15 protein-coding genes are annotated in these 18,382 nt (G+C 68.5%); 8 read left to right on the top strand and 7 right to left on the bottom strand.

Going from position 1 to position 18,382, the window contains the following annotated elements:
* Positions 1-48: 48 nt before the first annotated feature.
* On the bottom strand, positions 49-1,500 hold the full coding sequence (locus tag H7F30_RS03190) for a CCA tRNA nucleotidyltransferase (RefSeq protein WP_129666561.1): 1,452 nt from the start codon (positions 1,498-1,500) through the stop codon (positions 49-51).
* Positions 1,501-1,641: 141 nt separating this feature from the next.
* Between H7F30_RS03190 and H7F30_RS03185 the strand changes: the two genes are divergently transcribed.
* From H7F30_RS03185 to trxA, 8 genes are all read left to right on the top strand, one after another.
* Positions 1,642-2,121, top strand: a complete 480-nt coding sequence (locus H7F30_RS03185) for an NUDIX hydrolase (protein ID WP_047310871.1) — start codon at positions 1,642-1,644, stop codon at positions 2,119-2,121.
* A 17-nt stretch (positions 2,122-2,138) separates the two neighbouring features.
* Positions 2,139-4,475, top strand: coding sequence for a DUF6049 family protein (locus H7F30_RS03180; protein ID WP_187036654.1), 2,337 nt, complete (start codon positions 2,139-2,141; stop codon positions 4,473-4,475).
* Positions 4,476-4,488: 13 nt separating this feature from the next.
* Entirely contained in the window at positions 4,489-6,585 is a 2,097-nt protein-coding gene (murJ, locus tag H7F30_RS03175) for a murein biosynthesis integral membrane protein MurJ (RefSeq protein WP_187036651.1), read from the top strand.
* A gap of 208 nt (positions 6,586-6,793) precedes the next feature.
* The gene (locus H7F30_RS03170; RefSeq protein ID WP_187036649.1) at positions 6,794-8,650 is read left to right on the top strand and encodes a protein kinase family protein; all 1,857 of its coding nucleotides are present in this window, start codon (positions 6,794-6,796) and stop codon (positions 8,648-8,650) included.
* Positions 8,647-9,183: an RNA polymerase sigma factor SigM gene (sigM, locus tag H7F30_RS03165; RefSeq protein WP_187036647.1), complete on the top strand. Its 537-nt coding sequence runs from the start codon at positions 8,647-8,649 to the stop codon at positions 9,181-9,183. The genes H7F30_RS03170 and sigM overlap by 4 nt, the downstream gene beginning before the upstream one ends.
* A gap of 124 nt (positions 9,184-9,307) precedes the next feature.
* On the top strand, positions 9,308-10,285 hold the full coding sequence (locus tag H7F30_RS03160; protein ID WP_187036645.1) for a hypothetical protein: 978 nt from the start codon (positions 9,308-9,310) through the stop codon (positions 10,283-10,285).
* 89 nt (positions 10,286-10,374) lie between these two features.
* Positions 10,375-11,379, top strand: coding sequence for a thioredoxin-disulfide reductase (gene trxB / locus H7F30_RS03155; RefSeq protein WP_187036643.1), 1,005 nt, complete (start codon positions 10,375-10,377; stop codon positions 11,377-11,379).
* A gap of 62 nt (positions 11,380-11,441) precedes the next feature.
* Positions 11,442-11,768: a thioredoxin gene (gene trxA / locus H7F30_RS03150; protein WP_047310866.1), complete on the top strand. Its 327-nt coding sequence runs from the start codon at positions 11,442-11,444 to the stop codon at positions 11,766-11,768.
* An 89-nt stretch (positions 11,769-11,857) separates the two neighbouring features.
* Here the strand turns inward: trxA and H7F30_RS03145 are convergent, their stop codons facing one another.
* The 6 genes from H7F30_RS03145 to H7F30_RS03120 all read right to left on the bottom strand — a co-directional run bounded on the left by H7F30_RS03145 (position 11,858) and on the right by H7F30_RS03120 (position 18,376).
* Positions 11,858-13,300: a sodium:alanine symporter family protein gene (locus H7F30_RS03145; RefSeq protein ID WP_187036641.1), complete on the bottom strand. Its 1,443-nt coding sequence runs from the start codon at positions 13,298-13,300 to the stop codon at positions 11,858-11,860.
* 168 nt (positions 13,301-13,468) lie between these two features.
* On the bottom strand, positions 13,469-13,852 hold the full coding sequence (locus H7F30_RS03140) for a sulfite exporter TauE/SafE family protein (protein ID WP_187036639.1): 384 nt from the start codon (positions 13,850-13,852) through the stop codon (positions 13,469-13,471).
* Positions 13,845-15,062 (bottom strand): ParB/RepB/Spo0J family partition protein, encoded by a 1,218-nt coding sequence (locus tag H7F30_RS03135; protein ID WP_187036637.1) that lies wholly within the window; start codon positions 15,060-15,062, stop codon positions 13,845-13,847. Before H7F30_RS03135 ends, H7F30_RS03140 begins: the two co-directional genes overlap by 8 nt.
* An 88-nt stretch (positions 15,063-15,150) precedes the next feature.
* Positions 15,151-16,395 carry a ParA family protein gene (locus H7F30_RS03130; protein ID WP_370563170.1) on the bottom strand — a complete coding sequence of 415 codons (1,245 nt, stop codon included), beginning with the start codon at positions 16,393-16,395 and terminating at the stop codon, positions 15,151-15,153.
* Between the two features lie 704 nt (positions 16,396-17,099).
* Positions 17,100-17,855 (bottom strand): 16S rRNA (guanine(527)-N(7))-methyltransferase RsmG, encoded by a 756-nt coding sequence (gene rsmG, locus H7F30_RS03125; protein WP_255464936.1) that lies wholly within the window; start codon positions 17,853-17,855, stop codon positions 17,100-17,102.
* Positions 17,856-17,878: 23 nt separating this feature from the next.
* Positions 17,879-18,376, bottom strand: a complete 498-nt coding sequence (locus H7F30_RS03120) for a R3H domain-containing nucleic acid-binding protein (protein ID WP_047310862.1) — start codon at positions 18,374-18,376, stop codon at positions 17,879-17,881.
* Between the last annotated feature and the right edge of the window lie 6 nt (positions 18,377-18,382).

Raw genomic sequence — 18,382 nt, 5'->3', positions numbered from 1 at the left:
ATCACGCTACGCACGCGACCTCGGCCGGCACCCGAAGAACACACGGTTTCAGCCCTGCGACTCAGGCTGCTCGGCCCACCACGTCCGCAGCCGGTCGGCCGCCGCCTCCTTGCCGATGACTCCCTCGTCGAGGCGCACCGACAACAGGTACTGGTAGGCCTTGCCGAGCACCGGGCCGGGCTTGATGCCGAGCACCTCGGCGATCTCGTTGCCGTTGAGTTCCGGACGAACGGCCGCCAGTTCCTCCTCGGCCTTCAACCGCTCGATGCGGGCTTCGAGGTCGTCGTAGGTGGCCTGCAGGCGAGCTGCCTTGCGCTTGTTTCTCGTCGTCGAATCGGCGCGCGTCAGCAGATGCAAGCGTGAGAGCAACGGTCCGGCGTCCGTGACGTAGCGGCGCACCGCCGAGTCCGTCCACTCCCCGTTGCCGTAGCCGTGGAAGCGCAGGTGCAGCTCGACGAGCCGGCACACAGCCTTGATCGTGTCCTTGTCGAAGCGCAGCTCCCGCAACCGCTTTCGTGCGAGCTTCGCACCGACGAGCTCGTGGTGGTGGAAGCTGACGCCGCCGCCCGATTCGAAGCGACGCGTGTCCGGCTTGCCGATGTCGTGCAGCAGCGCGGCCAGGCGCAGCACGAGGTCGGGCCCTTCGACGACCTCCGCCTCCTCGACCCCGGGAACGTCGCGCGGACCCTCGAGGTCCATCGCCTGCTCGAGCACCGTGAGGGAGTGCTCGTACACGTCCTTGTGACGGTGGTGCTCGTCGATCTCCAACGCGAGCGCCGGCACCTCGGGCAGCACGTACTCGCAGATACCCGAGTCGACGAGCGCCGTCAGCCCGCGCCGCGGCGCCGGCGACATGAGAAGTTTCACGAGTTCGTCACGCACCCGCTCGGCGGAGATCATGCGGATCGAGCCGGCCATCTCCGTCATCGCCGCGAACGCCTCGGGAGCGATGTCGAACGACAGCTGCGAGCTGAAGCGTGCCGCGCGCATCATGCGCAGCGGGTCGTCACCGAACGAGACCTCCGGCGACGTGGGTGTGCGCAGACTCCGCGCCGCCATGTCCGCGAGGCCGCCGTACGGGTCGACGAAGGTGAGGTCGGGCAGCCGCAGCGCCATCGCGTTGACGGTGAAGTCGCGACGCACGAGGTCGTCGTCGAGCGAGTCGCCGAACTCGACGACCGGCTTGCGCGTCTCGCGGTCGTAGGCGTCGGCTCGGTACGTCGTGATCTCGACCTGAAAATCGCCCTTACGGACGCCGATCGTCCCGAAAGCACGCCCGAGATCCCACACCGCGTCAGCCCATCCGGCGACGATGCGCTCGGTGTCCTCAGGGCGCGCCGACGTCGTGAAGTCGAGATCGGGCGACGTGCGCGCGAGGAAAGCATCACGCACCGGCCCACCGACGAGGGCGATCTCGTGGCCCGCCGACGTGAAGCGTTCACCCAGTTCGCGCAACATCGGCATGACCGGTTCGAGGTGCGAGACAGCCTCGGCCAGCATCGTCGCTCCGCTCGGTACCGACCCGTTCGGTCGGTTTTGCGCGGGCTGAACGGAGGCTGCTCGAGTAGGCGTCACCGGCCAAGGGTATCGAGGGGCCCGGCGGCACCAGAATTTCCCAGCCGCTCTCGTTAAGGTGGAGCAATGACCGTCTCCTCGTCGCGCATGCAGCGGGCTTCACGCCTGGGCTCGCTGGAGGAGATTTCTGCGGGCGGAGTCGTCGTCGACGTTCGTGACCAGCAGGCCTATCTCGCTCTCATCGCGCGGCACAACCGAGCCGGACGCGTCGAGTGGTGCCTGCCCAAGGGCCACATCGAAGAAGGCGAGACGCTCGTGCAGACGGCCGAGCGCGAGGTCGAGGAGGAGACCGGCATCAAGGGCCGCGCCCTCGTCACGCTCGGCGTCATCGACTACTGGTTCTCGATTCCGGGCTTCCGCATCCACAAAATGGTCCACCACTACCTGCTCGAAGCGGTCGGCGGAGAGATCAGCATCGAAGGTGACCCCGACCACGAGGCCATCGACGCGCGCTGGTTCCGCCTCGACCGCGCCCACGAACAGCTGACCTTCCCCAACGAGCGCCGCATCGCAGCCACCGCCTGGGCCCGGCTCACCGGACATTGATCGGTTCCGGCCCCCAGATGACACGCTCCGCGTCGGCCCGCGCGCTCGTGGCGGCCCTCGTCTGCCTGCTCGCGCTCCTCGGCCTCGCTCCTGCTGCGAGCGCCGCACCGCCGAACCCCCGCTCGAACGTCAGCGCGCTCCCACGGCCCGGAATCGTCACCAACGGCGACGTCCGGATGTGGATGACGAGCGGCGCTCCGGCCACAGCGACGACGGGTTCCGGCACCACCGTGAGCGTCATCGTCGAGAACACCGGTGACACGCCCATCGACGGAGCCACTCTGCGTGCTCGTGTGGGTACTCGGCCTCTCGACTCCCTCGCCGCGCAGCAGCGGTGGGAGGAGGGAAAGCTACCGCTCGGAGCGTCGGCGTCCGCCGACGCCGATGTGCCGACGATCGCGCCCGGCGCCTCCGAGACGGTGAAGCTGTCCCTCACCTTGAGCGAACTCGACCTCAGTTACACGATGGCGACGCTGCCGCTGCGCATCGAACTGCGCGGTGCTGGCCGACCCACGACGAGACTCCACAGCTTTGTCTCGTGGGCTGCGAAGGATGCCACGTTCACGCGGATGTCGGCGTCCGTCGTCGTGCCGGTCACCCTGCCGAACGACCCGAAGCTCCTCACGGCCACCGGCGAGGAACGCCTCGAGGCGTGGCGCAAGGCGATCGGCCCCGGTTCGACGATCGAGCGGCTCATCACCTCCGACCCTGGCGTGCCCGTCACGTGGCTCATCGACCCTGCGGTGCTCGACCCCGCTGCGGCTCAGGACGGCACTCTCCCCACGGCCGAGCAGGAAACGACGGAGGGGAGCCCGGCGTCACCGTCTGCCTCCCCCACGTCCGACGGCACGCCGAGCCCGTCCGAATCGGCGCCCGGCTCCGCGTCGCCGTCGAGCGAAGGTTCAACGAAGTCGAACTCCTCGGGCACGTCAGAGCCTTCAGAGAGTTCGGAGTCGACGGATTCCGCCGACTCGGGATCCACGTCGCCCGGCACCCAGCCGAGCGGACCCGCAGCGAGCGTCGACGAACTGGCGGCGAACCTGCGGGCCAAGCTCGCCGAGCGTCCCGGCAACCAGAGCATCGCCTTCACGCCCTACGGCGACCCCGACCTCTCCGCGCTGACGAGCGCCCGGCGCCCCGCCGGGTCGCAGAAGATCCTCGAACGCTCGCTCTCGCGTCCGCTCTCGAGTGAGCTGTCCGAACTGTCCGAGACGGTCGTCGCGGCGCCTGTCGCGCCGCTCGACGCCGCCTCCACCGCCCGGTTGACCGCCGCGTGGCAGAAGACGCGTGGCTCGCGGCCCGTCGTTCTCACCCCGAACGTCTCCCTCGACCGTACCGACGCCGCTGCCGTCACCTCGGCGACACGACGCACGACGAATCAGGTGACGATGGTCGGGTACAACACGCCGCTGAGCCGCACGCTCAACGACGCGTCCGTGTCCAACGCCGAGGCCGCCGCCTCGCTGCGCGCATCGAGTCTGGCGATCTACCAGCAGCAGCCCACCGCCGAGCGCTCGCTCGTCATCATGGGCGGGCGCGAGACCGTCCCCGTCGGTCGGCTGAAGGCGATCGCCTCGGCTCTCGAGCAGGCACCCTGGGTGCAGCCGGCAGCTCTCAGTACCGAGGAATCCACCTCGGCGCCCGTCGTCGATCTGGCACCCCAGGCCCCGCCGTCCGAAACCGTGTGGCCGCGAGTCGCCGCACCCGCCTTCGACGCCGGCGACATCACGACTGCCGACAGGACCCTCGCCACCCTGACGAAAATGGCCGAGATCGTCGTGGACGGCGATGACATCGTTCCCGCCTGGACTCGCAACCTCGACCAGGTGACGAGCACCCGCTGGCGCGGCGACCCGGCCGACGTCGACGGTCTCGTCGAGCACGCGTCGTCGACCGTCTCCGCCATCCCCCAACAGATCGCCGTCGTGCCGTCACGCGTCAACTTCTTCTCCGATTCCGGTCCCATCAGCGTCACCGTCAAGAACGGCCTGGCCCGCGCCGTCCACGGCATCGAGGTCAACCTCACGCCGCGGACCTACGCCGTGCGTTTCCGCAGCCAGCCGGACGCCGTCGACATCCCCGGCAAGGGACAGACGTCGGTGCGCGTCCCCACGGTTGCGCAGGCCGCCGGACGCGTGAGCGTCGACGCGAAGGTCACCGGCCCGGGGGACGTCCGCCTCGGCGAGAGCGACAAGCACGGGGCCGAGATCGAGATCAACGCGCGTCCCACGGGTACCTGGATCTTCTGGGTGCTCGGTATCGTGGCGTTGCTCGTCTTCTGCTACGGCCTCGTGCGCAACAGGCAGAAGGGCACCCGCCGACGCGATGAGCTCGCGCGGGACATCCAGTTGTAGGAGCACCCTGCCCATGTCGAACGACGGCCCCGGCTCTCTCGGCGCGCTGTACGAATCCAGCGCCCGACGGCACGTGCCGCAGATGCCCTCCGTCGCGGGCACGAGCATCGGCTCGGCCTACGACGCCTGGTTCGAGGCCGACCAAGAGGCTCAGTGGCTGCGCAACCTCGACGAGAGTCGGAGCCACGCGAGCAGCGACCACACGCAGGTCATCTCCCGCTCCGACGTCGACGCCTACCGGGAGCGTCGTGAGGCCGAGAAGACGTGGGACACCGACGCCGACGCCGCGCTCAACGTCTCGAGCCGTTCGCGCCGCGAGGCCGGCGTTTCACGTGAAACAGGGTGTGCGCCCGCAACCCAGGCGCTTCCACAGACCTCCCCCGGCGAGGTCGGTGGCAACGCAGCCGACCAGGCCGCCGACACGGGCGGGCGCGGCGGAATCCTGCGCAGTTCGGCCATCATGGCGGCCGGCACGCTCGTCTCGCGCGTTCTGGGCTTGCTGCGAACCTCGATGACGGTGGCCGCCATCGGTCTGAGCACCGGCGTGGCGAACACGTGGGACGTCGCGAACACCCTTCCCAACATCATCTACCTGCTGCTCGCCGGTGGTGTCATCAACGCCGTCCTCGTTCCACAGATCACCCGTGCGCTCGAGCACTCCGACGGCGGCAAGGCCTACACAGACCGCATTCTCACGCTGACGTTCATGATCCTGGCGGGCGTCACCGTCGTCTTCATGGCAGCGGCGCCACTCGTCTATCGCCTCTTCGACAACAACAACATGACCGACGACAAGGCACACGTGGCCTTGATCTTCACCCTGTTGTGTCTGCCGCAGATCTTCTTCTACGGCCTCTACACGATCCTCGGTCAGGTGCTCAACGCCCGGGGTCGCTTCGGCGCCTTCATGTGGAGCCCCGCCCTCGCGAACGTCGTCATCATTGCGGGCCTCGCCGCCTACATCCTCATGTACCCGCACGGCGCCGACACGCCCGGCTTCAGCGGCATGACGACCCAAATGATGATCATGCTGGCGCTGCCCGCGACGTTGGGCATCTTCGCCCAGGCCGTCGTGCTCATCCCGCTCCTCAAGCGCGCGGGATACACCTACTCGCCGAACTTCCAGTTCCGCGGCGTCGGCCTGCGCAGCGCCTCGACGATGGCCGGATGGGCCTTCGCCGCCGTCATCGTCCAGCAGATCGGCCTCGTCGTCACGACGCAGCTGCTCTCCTCCCAGCCCGACGGCCAGCCGAACAAGGCGGCCCAGAGCAACGCCTTCCTCCTGTTCAGCCTGCCCCACTCGCTCATCACGCTCTCCCTCGTGACGGCGCTGTTCACGCGCATGTCGGTGGCGGCCGGCCGCGGCGAGACCCAAAAGGTCAAGGACGACATGACCACGGGTATCCGCCTGTCGGGTATCGCGTCCGTCATGCTGACGTTCGGCTGCTTCATCCTCGTCTTCCCCCTCGTGGGCCTGTGGGTCGGACCGGTCGAGTCGAGCCTGTGGGCCATCGGATCGATCGCCATCACGATGATGATCGGCCTCGTGCCGTTCAGCCTCTGCCTCATCATCCAGCGCGTGTTCTACGCCTACGGTGACGCCAAGACGCCCTTCTGGATGCAGATCCTGTGCACCGGCACCGCCATCGGGCTCACCCTCCCGTGGTTCAACTGGCACAACCTCACCGAGGAGATCTTCGGGCGTGCGCTGACCGACTGGACCGGGCTGCAGGGCGCCCACTTCTTCGGCCAGCCCGGCGTCCACTGGGTCGGCGTCGGCGTCGGCCTGGCGCAGACGTTGTCGAACGTCGTCCAGGCATCCGTCGGTTTCGTCCTGCTCAAGCGCAAGATCGGTCACGTGCCGATGTCCGAGACGGTACGCACGTACGTACGTCTCGCGATCGCCTCACTGCTCGCCACGGCTGTCGGCTTCCTCGTGCAGCTTCCGTTGCACGACGCGCTGCCGGTGTCGCGTTTCGGTTCCTTCCTCGAGATCGCGGTCGTCGGCTCGATCTTCCTCGCGGTGTACCTGTTCGTCGCGAACCGCCTGCGGGTGGAGGAGATCAACAGCCTCACCGGCCCCGTCGCGCGGCGCCTCAAGCGTTCCTGACCTCGAAGCCCGCCGGCCCTCCTCGGGGCGGCGGGCTTCGCGCTCGACGGGGCCCGGCGTTCGGCGCGCCGAACGCCCCGCGATACCGGCCGGTTGTCAGGCCCCTTGCTTAGGATGAGCCGAGCCTGCTGTCGCCCGCGCTCACCCGACGTCCAGCGTCGTACACGGACGGCAGCGACATCGATGGCGTCGACGACGAGGAGTTCGAGTGCAGGGCATCACCAAGGGCACAGTGCTGGGAAACCGGTACGAACTGACGTCCGAGATCTCGGACGCGCCCGGGCTCGCCCGCTGGCTCGCCCGTGACGAGAAGCTGGGCCGCGAGGTCGCCATCACGGTATTCGGCTCCAAGTCCTCCCATGCCGCGGCTGCGCTCGACAGCGCCCGCCGCGCCGCCGGCGTCGAGGACGACCGCCTCGTGCGCGTGCTCGACGCAGGGAGCGACGACGACCACTCCTTCGTCGTCGAGGAGGCCCACACGGGCGCGCACAGCCTCGCAGATCTCGTCCGCTTCGAAGCCATGCACCCGGAGGAGGCTCGCCGCATCGTCGGTGAGACTGCGAGCGCCCTCGAAGCCGCGCGTCAGCGGGGCCTGCACCACCTCACACTCTCCCCCCGCCACGTGCTGCGCCTCGCAGACGGTTCCATCGCCGTCACACAGGTCGCCGTCGGAGGCGCCCTCGCCGGCCGTGACGACATCTCCTCCGCCGAGGCCACCAAGCGTGACGCGGCGGCGTGCGTCAAGCTGCTCTACACCGCGCTCACGGGCGAGTGGCCGGGCAAGGCCGAGGAGATCACCGGCCTCAAGGGCCTCACCGTGGCCGAGCGTCGCGCCGACGGGCAGATCGCCACCCCGTCCGAGGTCGTCGACGGCATCCCGAGCGACCTCGACACGATGTGCCGCCAGTCGCTCAACTACGACGAGACACCGCGCACGCCAGGCGAGGTCGCCCGTCAGCTCGCCCCCTGGTCGGCACAGATGATCACGGCACCCGGCAAGGGACGACGCTCGGACGACGCCGCGGGCGACGAGGACGAGAAGGACCAGAACTTCACCGTGCGTCGTGCCGCCGACCGCACCGAGGGTGAGGGCCGACGCGGCGTCGGTGCCGTCGGCGCGGCCGCCCTGGCCGCCGCAGGCACCGCGGGCGCCGCCAAGGGTGCTCGACGACTCAGCAACGCCGACGACGACACCGATCCGGGCGCCCGGGCGGAGGGCCCGCGCGCAGCCCTGCCGCGCAAGCCCGCGCCCCGTGCGGCGAATGAGCAGGATCCGGCGGACGCGACGATGATCGGCCGCCCGGTCCAGTTCGACGCCGACGAGACCACCCAGTTCTCCCTCGATGACGAGGACGCGGCCTACCACCGCACGACGTACGACCCCTCGTTCGAGGAGCTCGAGCCGCCGGTCCCCGGTTTCCACGGCGGCACCGACGACCCCGACGCGGGCAGCAGCAAGCTCGCGCTCGGTATCGTCGCGCTCTTCGTCATCGGTGCCCTCGTGCTCGCTGTCCTCGGCATCCGCGGCATCGGTGGTAATGCCGACACCCCTGCCGCGTCCAACTCCGGCTCCGCGTCCTCGGGCGCTGCGTCGTCCGGCGCGTCGCCCTCGGGCTCGGCCAGTCGGGCCGGCACTCCCGTGAAGGTCCAGAGCGCCTCCGTCGTCAATCAGCGCGGCATGCGCGTCAACGACTCCAGTTCGATGGCGCAGGCTGTCGACGGTGACACCAGCACAGCATGGAAGAGCCTTCTGTATCGCAACCGCCCCTGGGGCGGTTACCCGGGTTACGGTGGCCTCGCACTCAATCTCGGCACCTCGACCGACGTGAAGAGCATCAAGATCACGCCGGGTGAGGGCCAGCCGCTCACCGCCGACGTCTACGTCGGTGACGCGCCCGGCACCGCGGGCAAGAAGGTGGGTTCGGTCTCGAATGCGACGAGCCAGCAGACGATCTCGTCCACTGCGAAGGGAAGCTACGTGACGATCTTCATCACGACGCAGAGCCTCGCGCCCGGCACGTCCTACTACCAGTCGGCCGTCTCCGAGGTCTCGGTAGAGAAGTGAACGGCTACGAACTTCGCGAGTTGAGCGACGTCGCTCTCGTCGACGCGTATCGCGAGGGCAACGCCGACGCTTTCGGAGTGCTGTTCGAGCGCTACAAGGACAAGATGTGGGCCGTGGCGTTGCGCACGACCCGCGACCAGGAGCTCGCCGCAGACGCGGTCCAGGAAGGCTTCATCGCTGCGTTCCGACGCATCGACTCCTTCCGCGGCGACGCCCAGTTCTCCACGTGGCTGCACCGCATCATCGTCAATTCCTCCCTCGATCGACTCCGCCGGCTCAAGCCCACGCAGGAGTGGCCGGAGTACGACATCGCCGACAAACGCGACGAACACGCGCAAACCGACGTCCGCCTCGACGTGCGCGAGGCCCTCGACAAGCTCCCCCAGGGCCAGCGCGTCTGCCTCGTGTTGCTCGAGATGGAGGGCCTGTCCGTCGCCGAGGTCGCCCAACAACTCGGCATCGCCGAAGGCACCGTCAAGTCCCGCTGCGCCCGTGGGCGCACCGCTTTGGCCGCGCTCCTCCGGGTCACCTGAACGCGCCTCGCCGGCTCCTCACGCAACGTTCAGAAAAATTCTCGAACCGTGATGGAACCGAAGCGACGTCCCTCGCGTCGGAGACCATGAAGCGAACGTATGCCCAGCAGAAAGGAGGCCCGAGATGACCCGGAACTTCCGTGACGAGTGGGAGGCGGCCAACAGCGGCCGCTCGAAGGAAGAGCAGCCCGCCGACCTCGCACCCGAACACGTCCAGGACGAGATCTCGGCTCTGCTGCGCCGCAGCGCAGCCGAGGACGGGCCCGAACTCGCCATGCCCAGCGATGTCGAGGCGCGTATGCGTGAGGCGTTCAAGGCTGAGTTCGGCGACCGCGCCTCCGGATTCGACGAGAGCAAGCGGGCCTCGTCCGGCAGCTCCACCGTCGTGCCGCTGCCGGCCCGTCCGCGTCGCACCGAATCCGCGCAGCGTACCGAGTACGACCCCGACGCCACGCGTCCGGCGTCCGTGACACCGTCGCGTCCCGCGCCTGCCCGTCCCGCAGCGGAGACGTCCGCACGCGCCGAGTCCGAGCGTGATCACTCCGTCGCCTCGCTCGACGCGCACCGTGCCCGCAAGAAGGGTGGCTTCGGCAAGGCCGCGCTCGCGCTCGGTGCTGCGGCCGCCGTCGCCATCGGTGCCGTCGGCGTCTCGAAGTCGCTCGGCGGCAACGACGACGCCCAGGTCGCTGACGGCCCGAGCCCGTCGTCGTCGGTGAGCAGCGGAGCGAACGACGGCACGCAGAACTACGCCTCGCGGGTGCGCGTCACCCAGACCGAGACGCAGTACACGTCGGACTCCCTCGCCACGCAGGCGGCTTCGCTGCCCACGTCGACGAGCACCCCGATCGAGCCCAAGCAGGCCGACGCCCAGTCGCTCGGCCCGCTGGCCACCGGCACCGGTGTGCAGTCCTGCCTCGACGCCGTCGACGTCGGCCTCGCGCAGGCGCCGGACAAGGTGTACGCCGACTTCGGTTCCTACGACGGCCAGCCCGCCGTCATCGTCGTCACGGTCAAGGACGGCAAGAAGACGGCCTGGGTCGTCTCGCGCACGTGCAGCAAGGCCGATGACCTCAAGGCGGGGCCGACGCCCATCTCCACCTGATGCCGAGCGCGCGTGTGCGCCGGGGAATGACGCGCGGATAGAGTGCGTTGACCTACGCGAACCGCATCAAACCGACGAAGGAAGCTTTCGTGAGCGACCAGGCCGTGCGCAACCTCATCATCATCGGCTCCGGCCCCGCCGGGTACACCGCTGCCGTCTACGCGGCGCGTGCCAACCTCGAGCCCCTCGTGTTCGAGGGCTCCGTGACGGCCGGTGGCGCGCTCATGAACACCACCGAGGTGGAAAACTTCCCCGGTTTCTCCGACGGCATCATGGGCCCGGACCTCATGGAGAACATGCGCGCCCAGGCCGAGCGATTCGGCGCCGAGCTCGTGCGTGACGACGTCACCGCCGTCGACCTCACGGGCAATGTCAAGACCGTCACCGACGGTGAGGGCGTCGTTCACAGGGCGAACGCCGTCATCCTGGCCATGGGCTCGGCCTACCGCGAGCTGGGTCTGCCCGACGAGAAGCGCCTGTCGGGTCACGGCGTCTCGTGGTGCGCCACGTGTGACGGTGCGTTCTTCCGCAACCAGGACATCATGGTCGTCGGCGGCGGCGACTCCGCCGTCGAGGAGGCCACGTTCCTCACGCGCTTCGCGAACAGCGTCACCCTCGTGCACCGCCGCGACGAGCTGCGCGCCTCCAAGATCATGGCCGAGCGCGCCGAGAAGGACCCGAAGATCCGTTTCGCGTGGAACAGCGAGGTCGTCGCGATCCACGGCGACGCCAAGGTCTCGAGCGTCACGCTGCGCGACACCGTCACCGGCGAGGAGCGCGAGCAGGAGACCACGGGTCTGTTCATCGCCATCGGCCACCTGCCGCGCAACGAACTCGTCACCGGCCAGATCGACCTTGACGACGAGGGTTACGTCCTCGTCAAGGACCGCACGACGCACACGAACGTCGACGGCGTCTTCGCCTGCGGCGACCTCGTCGACCACGTCTACCGTCAGGCCATCACGGCCGCCGGTTCCGGCTGTTCGGCCGCCCTCGACGCGGAGCGTTTCCTCGCCTCGCTCGACGCCGCCGGCGAGCCCAAGCCCGACGCGTCCCTCACCGCAGAGCCGCAGGGCACGGACGAGCCGCGCTGACGCGCGTCGTCCCCACCGTTCCTCTTCACCAGCACTGACCGACGTCCCGGAAGGAATGCCCCATGGCAACCACCAAGCCCACCACCGACGCCACGTTCGAGGCTGACGTTCTCAAGAACGACAAGCCCGTCCTCGTCGACTTCTGGGCCGAATGGTGCGGCCCGTGCCGCGCCATCGCGCCGATCCTCGAGGAGATCGCCGCCGCGAACGGCGACAAGATCGAGGTCTTCAAGCTCAACACCGACGAGAACCCCGCGACGTCCGCCAAGTACGGCATCACGGGTATCCCGACGATGAACGTCTACCAGAACGGCGAGGTCGTCAAGACGATCGTCGGTGCCATGCCGAAGCCGAAGCTCCTGCGCGAGCTCGAGCCCTTCATCGGCTGATCATCGCTTTCAGCAAAGACTGCGGCCCCCGTCGAATCGACGGGGGCCGCAGTCTTTCGTGTCGAGCGCTGACGAAGGTCAGGCGCCGATCACTCGGGTGTTGCGCTGCGCGCCGGGGGCGCGTCCCAGAGCTGGACGTTCTTCGCCTGCGGGAGGCTCGAGCGTTCGAACACGGGATCCTTGCCGGCGGCACGCTGCGTGAGGAAGTCCTTGAGCAGCGCCACGGACAGCCCGCCGAGCGGGAGCAGGGCGAGCAGGTTGATCGTGGCCATGATGCCCATCGCGAGGTCCGCGAGGTTCCACACGAGGGCCACCGAACCAAGAGCACCGCCGACGACACACACGAGGACGCCGACACGGAACGCCGTGAGCAGGCCCTCGCCCGGCTTGGACTCGGTGAGGAAGCGGATGTTCGCCTCACCGTAGTAGCTGTTGCCGAGGATCGACGACCAGGCGAGGAAGAAGATGACGATCGACAGGAACGGCCCGGCCCACGATCCGACCTGCGACTGGAGGGCGGTCTGCGTCAGTCCGATGCCCTCCGGGTCGCTCACGCCGTACTTAGGCTGCGTCAGCAGGATGATGAACGCCGTCGCCGAACACACGATGATCGTGTCGAAGTAGACGCCCAAGGCCTGCACGAGACCCTGCTTGACCGGGTGCGATACCTCTGCGGTTGCGGCGGCGTTCGGCACCGAACCCATACCGGCCTCGTTGGAGAACAGACCACGACGCATGCCCTGCATGAGGGCCGCACCGAACGCAGCACCCGTGATCTGCTCGAAGCCGAGGGCGTGACCGACGATGTGGCCGATCATCGCCGGAACCTCGCCGATGTTCATCGCGACGACGACGAGCGCCACGCCGACGTAGGCGACAGCCATGACCGGCACGATGATCTCCGTGACGGCAGAGAGGCGACGCACGCCGCCGAAGATGACGGCTGCGGTCAGCGCGGCGACGATGAGCCCGATGACCCAGGCCAGGCCCTTGGCGTCGTCGAAGTTGGCCTGCACCGAGGCGCTGATTGAGTTGGCCTGCACGGCATTGAAGACGAAGCCGTACGTCACGGTGATGACGACGGCGAAGGTTGCGGCCATGCCCTTGCGGCCCAAGCCTTCGCGGATGTAGTACGCCGGACCACCGACGTAGCCGTCCTTGCCGCGCACCTTGTAGAGCTGCGCCAACGTGGACTCGATGAACGCGGTGGCACCACCGAGGATGGCGAGCATCCACATCCAGAACACGGCGCCGGGGCCACCGATGGCGATGGCTACCGCGACACCGGCGATGTTGCCCGTACCCACGCGGGACGCCGCGGAGATGGTGAAGGCGCGGAACGCCGAGATCCCGTCGTTCTCGCCGGCACCGGAGGGCTTCTCCTTGATGGCTCGGAACATCTCCGGCAGCAGCCGCACCTGGACCACCAGGGTGCGCGCCGAATACCAGAGGCCCGCAGCCACGAGCAGGGCGATGACGAGATACCAGAACTTGTCGTTGATCGTCGCAATGAAGTCGGCTGCTGCTTCCATGCCCCGTACCCTACGGTGCGCAGAGAGCCGATGCCGGAATGAAACTGGTTGAAGACGCCGGTGTTTCGTCAGATGTTCCGTGTGTCTGTGCGGGTGTGCACAGCGGCCCCACGCCCGGCGTCGGACGTGGGGCCGGTGCGCTCGCCCGCTCGAGCGGGCATGGTTCGGTCAGTCGCGGGGACGCCCACCCCGCAGCTCACGGGTGATTGCGACCGCACAGATGCCCAGCACTGCCACGCCGAGGACGGCTTTCAGCCACTCGCCGTTGATGAGGTCGCTGACGAAGAAGTACCCGAATACGACGGCCAGGATCGCGAAGACGATGAGCTGGATCGAGGGACGACCGGTGCGCCGATCGATCGCCCGGTCGCTCAACGGGTCCGTGCCCTGCTGGAACGGGGAGTTCGCGACGTCGTCGCGGGTGAAGCGTCCGTCCTGCGTCGAGTCGAGGACACTGCTGCCGTCGGGGTTCAGGTGCTCCCCCTGAGCGCCCTTGGCTTCGGGGTTCTCGGGCAGATCGCCGTCCGGCGTGGGGTTCTTGCGCTCAGCCACGATCGATCCCGAGGGCGTCCATGATGCGGTTGAGGTCGTCGACGGAGGCGAACTCGACGGTGAGCTTGCCCTTGTTCTTGCCCATCGTGATGCCGACGCGCGTGTCGAGCTTGTCCGACAGGTTCGACGCGAGGTCGTCGAGCGCCGGGTTGGACTCCCGCGGCGTGGCAGTGCGGCGGGGCTTCTTGTCCTCACCGATCGCGACGATCTCCTCGGTGGCACGCACCGAGAGGCCCTCGGCGACGATGCGCTGGGCGAGACGCTCCATGGCGGCCGGGTCGCTCATGCCGAGCAGGGCCCGGGCGTGGCCGGCCGACAGCACGCCTGCTGCGACACGACGCTGGACGACCGGGGGCAGCTTGAGCAGACGGATCGTATTGGAGATCTGCGGGCGGCTGCGACCGATCTTCGAGGCGAGTTCGTCGTGCGTACAGCCGAAGTCCTCGAGCAGCTGCGCGTACGCGGCGGCCTCTTCGAGCGGGTTGAGCTGGCTGCGGTGGAGGTTCTCGAGCAGCGCGTCGCGCAGCAGGTCCTCGTCCGTGGTCGAACGGACGATGGCCGGTACGGCCTCGAGGCCGGCTTCCTGCGAGGCGCGCCAACGGCGCTCACCCATGATGAGCTCGTACGGTGTCGTCGCGTGCTCGGGGTCTTCCGCCGGCACGGGACGCACGACGACGGGCTGGAGAACGCCGATCTCGCCGATCGAGTGGACCAGCTCGGCCATGTGTTCCTCGTCGAACACCGACCGCGGCTGCTTCGGGTTCGGACGAATGAGTGCAGGGGCGATCTCGGCGAACTCGGCGCCGGGCACGGGAGCGAGCTCCGGCTGTTCCTTTGCGGTCGGCGTCTCGCTCGGCGTGGCGTTCTCGAGCTTCTCGATCTCCGTTTCACGTGAAACGGTGGGCGCCTTGCCGGCGGGCTGCGTCACCGCGGCCGCCGCGGCCGCGAGGTCATCACGTCGGTGCGTGGCCGAGCGCGGCGCCGTGCGGGGCTCGGTCTCGCGCGGCTGGGTGTACGAGGGGCGGGGCGTGAGGGCCTCGCTGAAGCGCGACTCACGGGCTGCGGGGGCCGCAGCGGCCTCCTGAGCAGCCTGCTCGCGCTTGCTCTCGGTGAAGAAGACGTCGGTGGGTCGCGTCACCCGTGTCGGCTCGGTCGCGTTGGGGATGAGGGCACCGAGACCTCGCCCGAGGCCGCGTCGCTTGTCGTTCATCGCAGTCCACTTCCTACTGAGTCGATCGAACCGCTCACGGCTCGTGATCCGAACATGCCGGTCGAGCCGGCGGGGTGGTGTGTGGGCGTCATCGGCCGATACGTCCGGAGGGTTCCGGAACCTCTGTGCCGCGCAGCGCGATCTCCCTCGCAGCGTCGCGGTAGCTGAGAGCGCCGGTACTCGACGGGTCGTACGTCATGACCGTCTCGCCGTGGCTCGGTGCTTCCGAGATTCGCACCGAACGCGGCACCAGGGCGCCGAGCACCTGGTCCGGGAAGTGCGTGCGCACCTCTTCGGCCACCTGCGCGGACAGGTTGGTGCGTCCGTCGTACATCGTGAGCAGGATCGTCGAGACGTGCAGGCCCGGGTTGAGGTGCATCTTGATCATCTCGATGTTCTTGAGGAGCTGGCTCAGCCCCTCGAGCGCGTAGTACTCGCACTGGATCGGGATGAAGACCTCGTCAGCCGCCACGAAGGCGTTGACCGTGAGCAGGCCGAGGCTCGGCGGGCAGTCGATGAAGACGTAGTCGTAGCGGTCTTCGTCACTCGCTGCCGCAAGTTGCGCGTTGATCGCCCGGTGCAGGCGCGACTCGCGGGCGACGAGCGAGACGAGTTCGATCTCCGCGCCGGCCAGGTCGATGGTGGCAGGAGCGCACCACAGGCCCGGGATCTCCGGGCACTCCTGGACAACGTCGGCCAGGGGCGTGCCCTCGACGATGACGTCGTAGACACTCGCCACGTCCGAGTGGTGCTCGATGCCCAGTGCCGTGGACGCATTGCCCTGGGGGTCGATGTCGATGACGAGGACCTGGAGGCCGGCCTGGGCGAGGGCGGCGGCCACGTTGACCGTGGTCGTCGTCTTGCCGACGCCACCCTTCTGGTTGGCCACAGTCAGCACCCGCGGGTGGGCCGGACGCGGAAGTCGTTCCACACTCGTGAGGGCGGCGCGGGCCGCGCGTGCCCGGACCTCCTGCTCCCCGTCGGAGCTCTGCGCGAGCGGCGTTTCCATGGGTTCCTCGCTCGTCGTCATGTCCTGGCCGGACGTCTCGTGCGTAACGGTCGACCCGAGAGGGGCATAAGCGGGAACCGCCGGCTCGTCCTCGTCGGGTTCCTGTTCGCGCCAGGCATCGTCCGTGACGCGGTCAAAACTCGGCACCCGCGGTCGTCCGGCTCGGCGAGCCTTGCGGGAGGGCAGAGCCTGAGCGGCCAAGGCGGTGTCGGCCGGGATCTGCGCAGCATCGTCGTCAGTGGAAGCAGGTGCGCTGAGGGCGCCGGCCGCGGTGGCCGACTCGGTCGACGCCGGTGCCGTTGCACCCTCCGAAGAGGCCGAAATGTCGGCCCCCGACGCGTGATGCCGAGGCACGTAGGCGGGCTCGCTCGCCTCGGCCGGATCTGCCGCCGGTACCTCGGTGACGGTCGTTGCCGCGTCACCCACCGCGGCCTCGTCCTCGACGGCGACTTCCTCGAGCTTGTGTGTCGAAGCGCCGTCCTGCTGTGTCACCGCGGGCTGATCCACCTGCGATGTTTCACGGGAAACATCGTGGCTCCCGAGGAGGATGTCGTAGCCCTTCGCCTCGGAGGGAGCGACGCCTGAAGCATCGGCCGCCGGAACATCACGTCGGGCATCTGGATCGTTCTCAGGAGCAGGGGTCTCGGCGATCGGCTCGAGCGCCTCCGCCTGCACCGGCGTCTGCGGGTCGAGCACTACTGACTCTGCGCCTTCCGAGTTCGTCATCCTCGTTTCACGTGAATCACGAGGGGCGCCGACAATGTCGACAGCGGTCTCGACGACGACTTCCTCAACGGCCGACGTCGGCAACCCCTGCCATCCCACCGGTGTCGGTGAAGAGGCAGATTCAGCGGCGCCCGGCGTGATCGCCGGCCAGCCCACGGGTGCGGTCGTTGTCACCGTTTCTCCTTGAAGTCGCGTTGACGAGCCCGCCCATTGTGTCACCTTCGCGAACGGCCCCGAACGCAGTTGTCCCCAGGTGTGCCGGCTAGCCGGCACACCTGGGGACAACGTCAAGAAAACTGGGCTCAGTCGCGACGACCCTGTCTGCGCGCCGCCTTCTTCTTCGCCGTTGACGGGCCGGTTCCGGCCTGCTTCCGGGTGAGCTGCGGTGCCACGCCCTCGACACTCAGGCGCAGGGTGACGGTCTCCGGGTCGACAATTCCGGCGCCCCACGTCTCGACGTCCGCCTCGACGACCTTGAGCTTGCGCAGGATCGAGGCGTCCTCGTCCCGTTCGAGAGCCGCGCTCGAACCCTTGAGCACGAACATCTCGCCACCCCGCTGAACGAGGGGCAACGACCATCGGGCGAGTTCGCCTATCCGGGCCACGGCACGGGAGGTGACGACGTCGAACGAACGCTTGCCCCATAACTCGTCAGCCCGAGCCCGCACCACCTCGACGTTGTCGAGTTCGAGGTCGTCGATGACGCGCTCGAGCCAGACGGTGCGGCGCAGCAACGGCTCGACGAGCGTCAAGCGCAGGTCCGGCCGTGCGATGGCGAGCACCAAGCCGGGCAGTCCGGCGCCGGCGCCGATATCGGCGACGGCGCTCTCGTCCGCAATACCGGGATGGACGACGGCGCAGTTGAGCACGTGCCGTTCCCACATGCGCGGAACCTCACGTGGCCCGACGAGGCCGTGCGTCACCCCTGTGTCACACAGGTGCGCGACGTAGCGCTCCATGACGTCGACACGCGCACCGAGGAACTCTCGTGCGGCATCCGGAGTGGGCGGCGGTGGAGCCGCTTCACCGATCGTCGGTGTCTCCTCCGGGGTGTTCACGTCCGGTCGTTCCACGTGAAACGTCAGTTCGGAAGAACGACGACGTAGCGGTTCGGCTCGGTGCCCTCGGACTCGGAGGTGAGACCGGCGGCCAGCACGACGTCGTGGACGACCTTGCGCTCGAACGCGCTCATCGGCTCCATCTCGACCTTCTCGCCGGATTCCTTGACGCGCGCGACGGCCTCGGCGCCCTTGGTCTCCAGCGTCGAGCGTCGCTCGGCGCGGTGGCCGGCGATGTCGAGCATCGCGCGGCTGCGCTCACCCGTCTCGGCCTGGACGGCGAGGCGCATGAGTTCCTGCAGCGCATCGAGGGTCTTGCCGTTCGAACCGACGAGCGAGCGGGGCACCTGCCCCTCCTCGGAGTCGACGATGGAGACGGACGCGCGGTCACCGTCGACCTCGACGTCGATGTCACCGTCGAGGTCGGCGATGTCGAGCAGCTTCTCGAGGAAGTCGGCAGCGATCTCGCCCTCGCGCTCGAGGTTCGTCACGTCGGAACGCGCGGAGGTGTTCTCGGACATCCTTGC

The organism is Dermacoccus sp. PAMC28757 (genome assembly GCF_014302635.1).
GTDB classification, from domain to species: domain Bacteria; phylum Actinomycetota; class Actinomycetes; order Actinomycetales; family Dermatophilaceae; genus Dermacoccus; species Dermacoccus abyssi.
The sequence above is the reverse complement of the archived record's forward strand: the minus strand, read 5'-3'. Positions and strand labels throughout refer to the sequence as shown.